We start from the raw sequence: 12,124 nt of genomic DNA on the forward strand, positions 1-12,124 counted from the left end.
CAAAACGTCTGGCCAAAAAAAAGGCGACCCGAAGGTCGCCTTTTTTTACAGATCGGAAGACTAGAAATCGTCTTTGACTTTGCCGTCTTTCACCTTGAACTCGCGGTTCTGCAAGTAGGCGTTACGAATGAATGTGTATTTGTCGCCCATGATCAACTTCTCGGCAGACAGCAGGCTCGCACGGGTATCGACAATACCCACGCCCTGAATCGTGTTACGGGCCGGTATGTCATTCATGTAACGGTACGGTGCATCATAAGTGTCGGGGTACAGGGCGAGGCCATCGCGCACGGTGCTAGGCCCAAGCAACGGCAGGACCACATACGGGCCGCTAGGTATACCCCAATGACCCAGGGTCTGACCGAAGTCTTCGTCGTTGCGCTGCAAGCCCATTTTGGTACCGACGTCGAAGAAGCCGACCACACCAAGGGTGGTGTTCAAGAGCAGACGCGTTGTGTCGACGCCCGCGGCATACGGCTTGGCCTGCAATACATCGTTGGCAAGGTTGCGAACATCCCCAACGTTTCTGAACATGTTATGGATGCCGTCTTCAAGGAACTGCGGCGTGACGAACTGATAACCTTGGGCCAATGGCTTCAGGGCATAGGTATCGAGCGTGTCGTTGAAGCGAAAAATGACTCGGTTGACCCCTTCCCACGGGTCGTCATCAGCGGCTTGAGCAACCATGGGAACCAGCGCAATACCGGCACACACACACAGCCGAGCCAGACGATCGATAAAGCCTGCACCAGTCACGGGCATCGCAGACACTCCTAGTGATAATAATGGGGAGGGCGCTATGCCCTGCAACTCATGGCGCGCAGTATAAAGCCTTCTACGACGATTTAGGCAGCTTACTAACAATCAGTAACGCCAAGCCCCTGAATTGGCGACCCACCCTCCTCATCTGGCCGTCACGCGACTGTCATCTACCCGCCGTAGCGTATGAAGATATTTCAGGGACGTTGCCATGCCTGCGCCAAACGTCACACCGATACCCGTGCCCTCTCCAGCCTTCACTGCACTGCTCTTCGGCCTCAGTGGCTGTCTGGTCGATTTTGGCGCTCGCGCTCGATCCGTGCAGGATCGAGGCACACTTGGCACGCTGCCGCAGGATGCTCAACCCGAGATGAGTGAACCGTCCTGCGTCACACCCGGCGCGCTGGATATTCTGCAAAACCTGCGTCGACAAGGCGTGCCCTGCGCCTGGCTGGACGAGTTGCCCGGCAATGTCAGCCAGCGCCTGGCCGCGCCACTGCCCGAATGGGTTCAACCGATCGATCGCTCCACCCCCTGCGCCGCGTGGCCCGCGCCTGATGCGTGCTGGCAAGCATTGATGGCCTTGAATGTGAACCAACTCGATGGCTGTGTGCTGGTCAGCGGTGAGCCGCGCCTGTTGCAGTCCGGACTCAACGCCGGGCTCTGGACGGTGGGTCTGGCGTCCTGTGGTCCACTCTGCGGATTGTCACCCGATGAATGGCAAGCGCTGAACAGCGCCGAACGCGAATACCGACGCGGCCAAGCCACCCTGCAACTGTATGGCCTTGGCGTGCACTCAGTGATCGATCACCTCGGGGAACTCGCCTCCTGCCTCGCCGATATCAGCCTGCGCCGCACCAAAGGCGAGAAGCCGTGATCGCGCGCCGTTGATCAAGATCATGTATGCAGCTTCGAAGTGGATTAGTCTTATACTTATCAAGGACCTTTAGCTCAGCGCCAAGGTCCATGCCAGAGACTATCCATAAAGGGAGCACGCTATGCCTGCCCGCGAATTGCAAGAACAACTCAACACCCTGCGCGAGCAACTGGAGCAGAACCCACCGCTGTCTGAATCGGAACGCGAGAACCTGCATGAGTTGATGCAGAAGATCGAACTGGAGCTTCAATTGGAAACCGCGACTCAGGACTCGAGCCTGGCCGACGGCGTTAATCTGGCCGTCGAACGCTTTGAGCTGGAACATCCAGCCATTGCCGGAACACTGCGCAGCATTGTTCAGACCTTGGGTAACATCGGGATTTAAGCCCACCCGCGAAACACACAGAAAGCCCGTCTGATTAGACGGGCTTTTTCGTTTACTGACGTGCCAGCCTGCGGTTCTCCAGGCTGATTACCTCGGTGCTGCGATAGGGATTGATGTCCAACCCGCCGCGCCGTACGTACCGCGCATAGACCGTCAACTTCTCTGGTTTGAGCAAGCGTTGCAGGTCGAGAAAAATCCGCTCGACACATTGCTCGTGAAAATCCGAATGCTGACGAAAGCTGACGATATAGGCCAGCAAACTGGCATGATCCAGCGCTGCACCGCGATATTCCACCGCAACGCTGCCCCAATCGGGCTGACTGGTAACCGGACAATTGGATTTGAGCAGATGGCTGTGCAGGCTTTCTTCGATCACCCGCGAGTCATCGCAGCGCAGCAACTCGGGGCGCGGCGCCTCATAGCTGTCGATGCTAATGTCCAGCTCATCGATGCAAACGCCAGGCAGTACCGCGACACCCTCAGCTTCAACGTCGCTCAGGCTGCGAATGCGCACCCCCACCGGCTTGCCGGCTGCGGCAGACAGATCCGCCTGCAACGTCGCCATCAGGCTGGCGCGATCCGGGAACGCGGTCTGGTTCAGCGAGTTGAGGTAGAGCTTGAACGATTTGGACTCAATGATATTCGGCGAGTCTGCCGGGATGGTGAACTCACCAATGGCCACCACCGGTTTGCCCGACGGCAGCAACCAGGACAGCTCGAAGCAGTTCCAGAAATCGACACCTTGATAGGGCAGCGTTTCAGCCGTGAGCCCAAGCTCGGCCCATTTCGCCGCACGCGGGATAGGGAACAGCAGGGACGGCGTGTAAGTGGCAATGTATTCACTGGACTTGCCCAGCGGCGAATGTTCGGCTGCGGGATGCATGGCGGGGACCTGGCTAAATAATCCCCGCAAGTTTATAGGGTTTGCCCGCAGCTTTCAGCGCCTAGTCGACGATGTTGATTTTGCCGACCATACCTGCCTGATAATGCCCGGGAATATTGCAGGCAAATTCGAGGTTGCTGACCTTGCTGAAGGTCCATGTCAACTCGGCGGTTTTGCCCGGCTCGACCATCACGCTGTTGGGATCGTCATGTTGCATGAGCGTGCTACCGCTCATTGCACCATGATCCATGCCGGTCGGCATGCGCATGCCGCTTTGCTGCATCGCCAGCATTTCCTTCTGATGCCTGGCGTGCATGGCCGCGTCACCGAGATTGAACTCATGCAACAACTTGCCTTTGTTGACGAGCACGAAACGCACTGTTTCACCGGCTTTGACCTGCACAGCCTTGGGCTCGAAAAACATATCGCCCAAGGTCAACTCCACTGTGCGTGTGGCCTGAGCCGCTGGGGCCGCGTGACCGAAGCTCAGCGTATGGGCAGACGAAGCCATCAGCGGCAGGCTCAACCCCAGCAACCCCACGACCACCACTAGACGAACAAGCGAAACCATAAGACTTCTCCAAAATAGGCGACAATCGATCGTCTGACTGTAGAGCGGCGCCACTGGCAGTTAGCTGACCGAAAGATTACAACTTTGTCAGCTTCGACCCCGAGCCCGCCACTCGCGCTATAAAAGTACCGCTGCATAAAGCCCCGCTGCGTTCGCCACGAGTCGCCCATGAAATTACTGATCATCGAAGATCAACCCAAAACCGGTCATTACTTGCGCCAAGGCCTGAGTGAGGCAGGCTTTATCACCGAACTGGTGGCGGATGGCACCACAGGCCAACACTTGGCGCTGAGCGGTGATTATGCGCTACTGATTCTTGATGTGATGCTGCCCGGTCGCGACGGCTGGCAGATACTCCAGGCAGTGCGCACTGCCGGACTGGACACGCCGGTGTTGTTTCTCACCGCACGCGATGCGGTGGAGGATCGGGTTCGTGGCCTGGAGTTGGGGGCCGATGATTACCTGGTCAAGCCCTTCGCATTTTCCGAACTGCTCGCCCGGGTGCGCAGCCTGCTTCGACGGGGCAGCAGCGCCCCTCAGGAAACCCACCTGCAACTGGCCGACCTGCGCCTGGACCTTTTGCGTCGGCGTGTCGAACGAAATGGCCAACGCGTCGACCTGACGGCCAAGGAGTTCTCGCTTCTGGAGCTTCTATTGCGCCGCCAGGGCGAAGTGCTGCCCAAGTCGCTGATCGCTTCGCAGGTCTGGGACATAAACTTCGACAGCGACACCAACGTGATCGAAGTCGCGATCCGCCGCTTGCGCCTGAAGGTCGATGACGATTACCCGAACAAGCTTATTCATACCGTGCGCGGCATGGGCTACGTCCTTGAAGAGCGCGACCTATGATGAGGCGCCTGTCCCTCAGCAGCCGCCTGGCCTTGCTGTTCGCCGCCTGCACTGCCGTGGTTTCGTTGACCGCTGGCGTGCTGTTCAGTCGAGCCAGCGAAGCGCATTTCATCGAGCTGGACCAGCAATTACTCGACAGCACGCTGGTAACGTTGCGCACCGTGCTGAAGGGTGTTGCCAGCCAAAACGATGTCAGTGCTCGACAAGCGCCGCTGCAGAGCGAACTCGGCCGTCAGCAGGATATGGCGCTGCGTATCCGCGGCAACGACGGACTCATTTGGTACGACAGTCGGCCGACGCTACCGGCAACACCGCCGACACCGCCGGGCCTGCAAACGTTACGTAGCGCAGGGACTGATTATCGGGTGTACAGCGTTTTGCTGGAGCCGGAAAACACTGATTCAGCACACCTTACGCTGCTGCTGGACATTACCCATCACCAACACTTTCTTCAGCGCATGCAACACTTGATCTGGCTCACGGTGGGGCTCTGCGCGCTAGCCACGGCGCTGCTAGGCGCATGGGCGGCACGCAGCGGCTTGCGTCCACTCAGGCAGATGAGCAAAATCGCTGCCAGCGTCTCAGCCAGTTCGCTGACCATGCGCTTGCCGCAAACGGAAATGCCGACTGAGCTGGAGGAACTGACGCACGCTTTCAACGCCATGTTTGGGCGCCTCGACGAGGCCTTTCAGCGGCTCTCGGCGTTTTCCGCCGACATCGCCCATGAGCTACGCACGCCCCTGTCAAACCTGCTGACCCACACCCAAGTCACCCTCACCCGCCCGCGCACGGCCGAGGACTATCGCGAGGCCCTGCTCAGTAATCTTGAGGAACTGCAGTGGATGGCGCAGATGGTCAACGACATGCTGTATCTGGCCAAGGCCGAACACGGCCTGCTCAATCCGGCACGGGAAACGCTGCAACTGGAAGAGGAAGCGGACACCGTACTGGAGTTTTTCGCGCCTCTGGCCGAGGACGCACAGGTGCGGCTGTCACGCGAAGGGCACGCCACACTGGCCGGTGATCGCAACATGCTGCGCCGCGCCCTCTCCAACCTGCTGGACAACGCGCTGCGCTTCACTCCGGCAGGCGGACAGGTGGCAATGCGTATATCTCACTCGGCTCAAGGCGTGCAACTGAGCATCGAAAACAACGGCACAACCATTCCTGCGCAAACATTACCGCGAGTATTCGATCGCTTTTTCCGTGCGGACCCTGCACGCAGCCAAGGCAGTAACGAACACGCGGGGTTGGGGCTGGCGATCACTCAGTCAATCATCCGAGCCCATGGCGGGCAGATTCGTTGCGAATCGGCGGACGGTTTGACGCGCTTTGTGATTGAGTTGCCGGCTTAAGTTAAACCGTGAATCACTGGACGCCTTCGCGAATAAATTCGCTCCCACAACAGATCGCATAATTCTATGGGAGCGAATTCATTGGCGAATGACCCGACGCGGTGCACCTGACACACCGCAAAGCAATCACTCGTAACGCAGCGCATAGGCCGGCTGGATCTGTGCCGCACGCCAGGCCGGGTAGAGCGTCGCGAGGAAACTCAGGATAAACCCGGCGCTGCAGATCAGCCCAACATCCGCCCATTGCAGTTGGGACGGCAGATTGTTGACGAAGTACACATCGGAACTGAAGATATGCTGCCCGGTGACGCGCTCCAGCCAGCCTACCATCTCGCTGACATTGAACGCCGCGATAACGCCGAGAACGCCGCCGATCAGGGTGCCAACGATCCCGATGACAGTACCCTGGACCATGAAAATCATCATGATCTGCCCAGGCGTGGCACCGATGGTGCGCAAGATGGCGATGTCAGCGCCTTTGTCGTTAACCACCATGATCAAGGTGGCGATGATGTTGAACGCCGCCACCGCGACAATCATCAACAGCAGCAGGCCGATCATGGTTTTTTCCATTTTCATCGCACTGAACAGGCTGCCCTGGGTGTGAGTCCAGTCATCAGCGCGGTAATCAGCGCCCAGACTGGCAACGATGGCCGCCGAGACCTGTGGGGCGGTGTATAGGTCCTTAAGCGCCAGACGCACACCTTGCACCTGACCCGGCTGCCAGCGCTGCATTTGCGCGGCGTCAGCGACGTTGATCAGGGCCATGGAGCCATCAAGCTCCGCACCGACCTTGAACACGCCAACCACGGTCAGCCGTTGCAGGCGCGGGGTAATACCGCCCGGCGCACTGCTGACTTCCGGCACGATCAGGGTCAGTTTGTCGCCGACATTGACATGAAAGCGCCGAGCGGTGATCTCACCGATAACCACGCCGAATTCGCCGGCTTTCAGGTCTGTCAGGCGACCCTGGGTGATGTGCTGGGCAACAATCGATACTTCGTGCTCCAGCGCTGGATCAACGCCGCTGATCTGGATCGGCTGCATCAAACCCTTGTAGGAGAACATGCCTTCCATTTCAGTAAACGGAACGGCAGCGGTGACCTCGGGGTTCTTCATCGCCGTAGCGGCCACTGGCTTCCAGTTGTCGAGCGGGGTCACGCCAGCGATGACGGCGTGGGGCACCATGCCGAGAATGCGCGAACTCATTTCACGCTGAAAACCATTCATCACCGACAGCACCACGATCATTGCCAACACGCCCAGCGCGAGGCCAATCATCGAGGTCATCGAAATAAACGAGATGAAGTGATTACGGCGCTTGGCGCGGGTATAGCGCGCGCCAATAAAAATTGATAACGGTCTGAACATTCGCGGAGCACCGTAGAAAAAATAAAAACCCCGACGCAGCGACAACAGGCGCCGGGTTGATTGAATCAATCAGCGACCAAATGACCATCTTCCAGACGCAATACCCGATCCATCTGCCGGGCCAGGGTCATGTCGTGGGTCACCACCAGAAATGCCGTGCGCAATGAGGTGCTGAGCTCCAGCATCAAATCCTGAATGCCTTGTGCCGTGTGATGATCGAGGTTGCCGGTGGGTTCGTCGAGCATCACCAGACCCGGCTGGTTGACCAGCGCCCGGGCAATCGCCACGCGCTGACGCTCGCCGCCGGACAGTTCGGATGGCTTGTGCGCCAGTCTGTGCCCCAGCCCTACCCGCTGCAGCAACGCCGTGGCGCGCTGGCGGGCTTCCGGGATCGCCGTGCGGCCGATCAACAGCGGCATGCAGACGTTCTCCAAGGCGGTGAACTCAGGCAACAGGTGGTGGAATTGATACACAAACCCCAGCGCACGATTGCGTAACAGGCCACGGGCTTTTTCGCCCAACGCCGACAGTTCTTCACCCGCCAGCCACACGCTGCCTTGCGAAGGCGTATCCAGACCGCCAAGCAGATTGAGCAAGGTACTTTTACCGGAACCCGAACTGCCGACAATGGCGACGCGCTCGCCCGGATGCAACTCCAGTTGCAAGCCCGACAGGACCACCACCGACTCTGGGCCTTCCTCGTAGGATTTGCCCAGATTGCGGCAACTCAGTACTGCTTTATTACTCATGCCCGACTCACTCATAACGTAGCGCCTCCGCAGGCTGGGTGCGCGCCGCACGCCAGGCTGGATACAGGGTGGCGAGAAAACTCAGAATCAATGCAGCACCGCAGACCAGCAACACGTCTTCGGCCATCAATTGCGACGGTAGGTAGTCAATGAAGTAAACATCTGCATTGAGAAACTTGTGCCCGATCAGGCCTTCCAGGGCGGAGATCGCCGCGCTGACGTTGAGCGCCGCGAGAATCCCCACCACCGCACCGATCAGCGTCCCGACCACACCGATGACCGTGCCCTGCACCATGAAGATCGCCATGATCTGCCCAGGTGTAGCGCCCAGGGTGCGCAGGATCGCGATATCGCCCTTCTTGTCGTTGACCACCATCACCAGCGTGGAAATGATATTGAAGGCCGCGACCGCAACGATTAGCAACAGCAGCAAGCCGATCATGGCTTTTTCCATACGGATCGCCTGATACAGATTGCCTTGGGTTCGGGTCCAGTCACGGGCATAGAAATTATGATCACCCAACTTCTGGGCAATTTCCCACGCCACGCGTGGCGCCTGGAACAGATCATCGAACTTCAGACGCAGCCCTTGGACCTGGTCCGGTTTCCAGCGATGCAGGCGCGCCAGATCGGTGAGATTGGTCAGACCGAGGTAACCGTCCAGCTCACCGGCGCCGACGTGAAAGATGCCGACAACGGTGAAGCGCTTCATCCGCGGAAATATCCCGGCGGGGGTGACGGTCACTTCCGGGGCAACGAAGGTCAGCTTGTCACCGAGACCGACGCCCAGCTTGGTAGCCGCCTTGTCGCCGATAACGATACCGAAGCTACCAGGCGTCAGATCGTCGAGTTGCCCCTTCAGCATGAAGTTATCGATGATCGAAACCTTGCGCTCCTGCACCGGATCAATGGCATTGAGCAGCACCTTCTGCACCTGGCCGTTGTTGGTCAGTAACCCCTGCATCTGGGTGAATGGCGCAACGGCCACTACCTGAGGGTTGGCCTTGACCTTGTCGCCCAGGCTTTGCCAGTCGCTGATCGGCTGATCGGACTCGATGGTCGCGTGGGGCACCATGCCCAGCACGCGGGTGCGCATCTCATGATCGAAGCCATTCATGACCGATAACACGACAATCATCACGACAACGCCAAGGGCGAGACCGATCATCGACGTCAGGGAAATGAAGGAGACAAAATGATTGCGGCGTTTTGCACGGGTATAACGCGTGCCAATAAATACAAAAAGAGGTCTGAACATGTCGGGGCTTGTTCGGAGGAAAGGGAACGTCCTTGTGGCGGGGTTCAGCGAGCAGCTTTACACTCAGACCACCGCCGCTACCATGGGTTCGCCATGTCGACATTAGATGAAGAAGATCGCCGCGAATACTACCGTATCGAGGACACGATCGCACTGGAAATTAACCACCTGTCCGCCACTGATTCGACCCATCAGGCGCCTGCACAGGATACGTCCACGCTGTTCAACCTGCTCAGCGAACTGCACATCAGCGAGTTCGAGTCTCAGCATCTGCTACGCCAACTGGGTGACCATGACCGCGTGCTAGGCAGTTATCTGAAGACCCTGAACAAGCGCATCGATCTGCTCAGCGAGGTTGTCGCACACACCGTATTGGGCAAGATCGGCGAGCCACAACTGGTGATTCTCTCCGAAGGCGGCGTGCAGTTTCATCATCCGCTGCCGCTTCCTGCCGGCACGCTACTGTCCATCAAAATGGTTCTGATGCCACAAGCGCTGGGCTTGATGGTGAACGCCAAGGTCACTCATTGCGATGCTCGCGAAATCGGAAATTTCGAGATAGGCACCGAATTCGAGGACTTGTCGGATGCCCAGCGACAGTTGCTTGCCCGTTACATCCTGCAACGACAATCTCAGCAACGCCGCCTGGCGAAGGAGCAGAACGACGCCTCAGAGACCTGAGATTGACGAATTCGGCTCTCCCGCCAAAAACCTGCGAACCCAGGTCGCGAGAAGGCTTAAGCAGTAAACGGCGCTAAAACCCAAAAGGATTAAATGTGACCCTTATCTACGGCCACCGCGGCGCCAAAGGCGAAGCACCGGAAAATACCCTGACCAGTTTCCAGGAATGCCTCAAGCACGGCGTTCGCCGCTGCGAGCTGGACCTGCATCTGTCACGTGACGGCGAACTGATGGTGATCCATGACCCAACGCTCAAACGAACCACGGATCGGCGCGGCAAAGTCGTCGAACAGGATGCTGCGGACCTGGCCACCTATGACGCGCGCCAAGGCGGCCCTGGCTGGATCCAGCCTTGCCCGATTCCACGCCTGGAAGCATTGTTCGAGCAATGCGACTTCGATCACTGGCAACTGGAGGTCAAAAGCGCATCACGCACTCGCGCAGCAACCACCGTGCTGGCGATTCGTGAATTAGCCCAGCGCCACGGCCTGCTGGATAAAGTCACCGTTACGTCGAGTTCGCGGGAAGTATTGCGTGCGGCGCTAGACCTTACACCCGACCTGTCACGCGGACTGGTGGCTGAATACGCCTGGCTCGACCCACTGAAGGTCGCGCAAAGTTATGACTGCAAGATTCTGGCGTTGAACTGGACACTGTGCACCCCCGAGCGCTTGCAGAAAGCCCAGCGTCAGGGATTGCACGTGTCTGTCTGGACAGTCAACGAACCCGCGCTGATGCGCAGGCTCGCCGACTTCGGCGTAGATAGCCTGATTACAGACTTTCCCGGTTTGGCCATCGCCACTCTCGGGAATTGCTGAAATCGGTCTCCCCGGCCGGCTCAGGCCACCGGCCGGAGCCGCTCAAAAAAGCCGGTTGAGGCCATCGTAAGCGGCTACCCGATAGGCTTCGGCCATGGTCGGGTAGTTAAAGGTGGTGTTGACGAAGTATTTGAGGGTATTGGCCTCACCCGGCTGGTTCATGATCGCCTGACCGATATGCACGATCTCTGACGCCTGGTCACCGAAGCAATGCACGCCCAGCACTTGCAGCGTGTCGCGGTGGAACAAAATTTTCAGCATGCCGACCGGCTCGCCGGAGATCTGCGCTCGGGCCATGCCCTTGAAGAACGCCTTGCCCACTTCGTACGGTATTTTCGCTTGGGTCAGCTCGTGTTCGTTCTTGCCGATCGAACTGATCTCCGGAATGGTGTAGATCCCGGTCGGCACATCGTTGACGAAGCGCCAACTGCCATTGTCGACGAGGCTGCCCGCGGCTGAACGGCCTTGGTCATAGGCCGCACTGGCCAGGCTAGGCCAGCCGATCACATCGCCGGCACCATAAATGGTCGGGACGCTGGTACGGTAGTTTTCATCGACCTCGATCTGACCACGGCTATTGGCCTTGATCCCAATGTTTTCCAACCCAAGTTTGTCGGTGTTGCCGGTCCGGCCGTTGCACCAGAGCAAGGCGTCTGCCTTGATTTTTTTGCCGGACTTGAGGTGCAGAATCACACCATGATCCAGGCCTTCAACCCGCTCGTAATCTTCGTTGTGGCGAACCATCACGTTGTTGTTGCTGAAGTGATAGCTCAACGCCTGAGAGATTTCCGAGTCAAGGAAGCTCAGCAATTGCTCACGATTGTCCACCAACTCAACCATCACACCCAGGCCGCTGAAAATCGACGCGTATTCGCAACCGATAACACCGGCGCCGTAGATGATCAGCTTGCGCGGGGTATGCCCGAGACTGAGGATGGTGTCGCTATCGTAGATGCGCTGGTGGGTGAAATCGATATCGACCGGGCGATAGGGGCGTGAGCCGGTGGCGATGATGATCTGATTGGCCACCAGCTTTTCCACTGCACCGTTAGGGCATACCACGTCGATGCTGTGCTCATCGGCAAAACTGCCCGTACCGAAAAACACATCGACACGGTTACGAGCGTAATAGCCGGTACGCGATGTCACTTGCTTGGTGATGACTTTTTCAGCGTTTTTCAGTACGTCCGGGAACGAGAACCAACGCGGCTCGCCGATAGACCGGAACATAGGGTTGGTGTTGAAGTGAATGATCTGTTTGACCGAGTGACGCAGCGCCTTGGACGGGATGGTGCCCAGGTGAGTGCAGTTACCGCCGACCTGACGACGGCTATCAACCATCGCTACTTTGCGTCCTGCTTTAGCGGCATTCATCGCCGCGCCTTCTCCAGCTGGGCCTGAACCCAGCACCACTACGTCGTAGTTGTAGACAGCCATGCGTACTCCTTTAGAACAGGCCGAGGCGCCACTCTGGCGTCTCTGGCTAAATCATGCCGCGGCCAGCGGCATGAAGGATCGAAACAGGGGCGCAGTCTAACCAAGCGCGGAAGCGGCGAACATTAACCCTT

Annotated in this window: 13 protein-coding genes and 1 pseudogene; 7 read left to right on the forward strand and 7 right to left on the reverse strand. The window is 58.3% G+C overall.

Annotated elements, in window-relative coordinates:
• Positions 1-60: 60 nt before the first annotated feature.
• The gene (locus AC1ME2_RS04050) at positions 61-762 is read right to left on the reverse strand and encodes an MlaA family lipoprotein (RefSeq protein WP_480439474.1); all 702 of its coding nucleotides are present in this window, start codon (positions 760-762) and stop codon (positions 61-63) included.
• A gap of 208 nt (positions 763-970) precedes the next feature.
• Here AC1ME2_RS04050 and AC1ME2_RS04055 point away from each other — a divergent pair.
• The 3 genes and pseudogenes from AC1ME2_RS04055 to AC1ME2_RS04065 all read left to right on the forward strand — a co-directional run.
• Positions 971-1,073, forward strand: a pseudogene (locus AC1ME2_RS04055) (HAD family phosphatase); the annotation flags it as partial.
• 5 nt (positions 1,074-1,078) lie between these two features.
• Positions 1,079-1,636 carry an HAD superfamily inactivated hydrolase PcrP gene (gene pcrP / locus AC1ME2_RS04060; protein WP_480441989.1) on the forward strand — a complete coding sequence of 186 codons (558 nt, stop codon included), beginning with the start codon at positions 1,079-1,081 and terminating at the stop codon, positions 1,634-1,636.
• A gap of 121 nt (positions 1,637-1,757) precedes the next feature.
• On the forward strand, positions 1,758-2,021 hold the full coding sequence (locus AC1ME2_RS04065; protein WP_480439476.1) for a DUF4404 family protein: 264 nt from the start codon (positions 1,758-1,760) through the stop codon (positions 2,019-2,021).
• A 52-nt stretch (positions 2,022-2,073) separates the two neighbouring features.
• Here AC1ME2_RS04065 and queF read toward each other — a convergent pair whose 3' ends face one another.
• Together queF and AC1ME2_RS04075 are read right to left on the reverse strand one after the other, a co-directional pair.
• On the reverse strand, positions 2,074-2,904 hold the full coding sequence (gene queF, locus AC1ME2_RS04070; protein ID WP_480439477.1) for an NADPH-dependent 7-cyano-7-deazaguanine reductase QueF: 831 nt from the start codon (positions 2,902-2,904) through the stop codon (positions 2,074-2,076).
• 61 nt (positions 2,905-2,965) lie between these two features.
• The gene (locus AC1ME2_RS04075; protein ID WP_480439478.1) at positions 2,966-3,475 is read right to left on the reverse strand and encodes a cupredoxin domain-containing protein; all 510 of its coding nucleotides are present in this window, start codon (positions 3,473-3,475) and stop codon (positions 2,966-2,968) included.
• Positions 3,476-3,643: 168 nt separating this feature from the next.
• Between AC1ME2_RS04075 and AC1ME2_RS04080 the strand changes: the two genes are divergently transcribed.
• Both AC1ME2_RS04080 and AC1ME2_RS04085 read left to right on the forward strand, forming a co-directional pair.
• Entirely contained in the window at positions 3,644-4,324 is a 681-nt protein-coding gene (locus AC1ME2_RS04080; RefSeq protein WP_480439479.1) for a heavy metal response regulator transcription factor, read from the forward strand.
• On the forward strand, positions 4,324-5,679 hold the full coding sequence (locus AC1ME2_RS04085; RefSeq protein WP_480441991.1) for a heavy metal sensor histidine kinase: 1,356 nt from the start codon (positions 4,324-4,326) through the stop codon (positions 5,677-5,679). The genes AC1ME2_RS04080 and AC1ME2_RS04085 overlap by 1 nt, the downstream gene beginning before the upstream one ends.
• A gap of 126 nt (positions 5,680-5,805) precedes the next feature.
• Here AC1ME2_RS04085 and AC1ME2_RS04090 read toward each other — a convergent pair whose 3' ends face one another.
• From AC1ME2_RS04090 to AC1ME2_RS04100, 3 genes are all read right to left on the reverse strand, one after another.
• Positions 5,806-7,050 carry a lipoprotein-releasing ABC transporter permease subunit gene (locus AC1ME2_RS04090; RefSeq protein WP_480439480.1) on the reverse strand — a complete coding sequence of 415 codons (1,245 nt, stop codon included), beginning with the start codon at positions 7,048-7,050 and terminating at the stop codon, positions 5,806-5,808.
• 65 nt (positions 7,051-7,115) lie between these two features.
• Positions 7,116-7,799 (reverse strand): lipoprotein-releasing ABC transporter ATP-binding protein LolD, encoded by a 684-nt coding sequence (gene lolD, locus AC1ME2_RS04095; RefSeq protein ID WP_480439481.1) that lies wholly within the window; start codon positions 7,797-7,799, stop codon positions 7,116-7,118.
• A 7-nt stretch (positions 7,800-7,806) separates the two neighbouring features.
• Positions 7,807-9,057, reverse strand: coding sequence for a lipoprotein-releasing ABC transporter permease subunit (locus tag AC1ME2_RS04100; protein ID WP_480439482.1), 1,251 nt, complete (start codon positions 9,055-9,057; stop codon positions 7,807-7,809).
• 93 nt (positions 9,058-9,150) lie between these two features.
• On the opposite strand from AC1ME2_RS04100, the gene AC1ME2_RS04105 reads away from it, so the two are divergent.
• Both AC1ME2_RS04105 and AC1ME2_RS04110 read left to right on the forward strand, forming a co-directional pair.
• Positions 9,151-9,738, forward strand: coding sequence for a PilZ domain-containing protein (locus tag AC1ME2_RS04105; protein ID WP_480439483.1), 588 nt, complete (start codon positions 9,151-9,153; stop codon positions 9,736-9,738).
• A gap of 95 nt (positions 9,739-9,833) precedes the next feature.
• On the forward strand, positions 9,834-10,556 hold the full coding sequence (locus tag AC1ME2_RS04110) for a glycerophosphodiester phosphodiesterase (RefSeq protein ID WP_480439485.1): 723 nt from the start codon (positions 9,834-9,836) through the stop codon (positions 10,554-10,556).
• Positions 10,557-10,598: 42 nt separating this feature from the next.
• Here AC1ME2_RS04110 and sthA read toward each other — a convergent pair whose 3' ends face one another.
• On the reverse strand, positions 10,599-11,993 hold the full coding sequence (gene sthA, locus AC1ME2_RS04115; RefSeq protein ID WP_480439486.1) for a Si-specific NAD(P)(+) transhydrogenase: 1,395 nt from the start codon (positions 11,991-11,993) through the stop codon (positions 10,599-10,601).
• Positions 11,994-12,124 lie beyond the last annotated feature (131 nt).

This window comes from Pseudomonas sp. ASL9 (assembly GCF_056680335.1).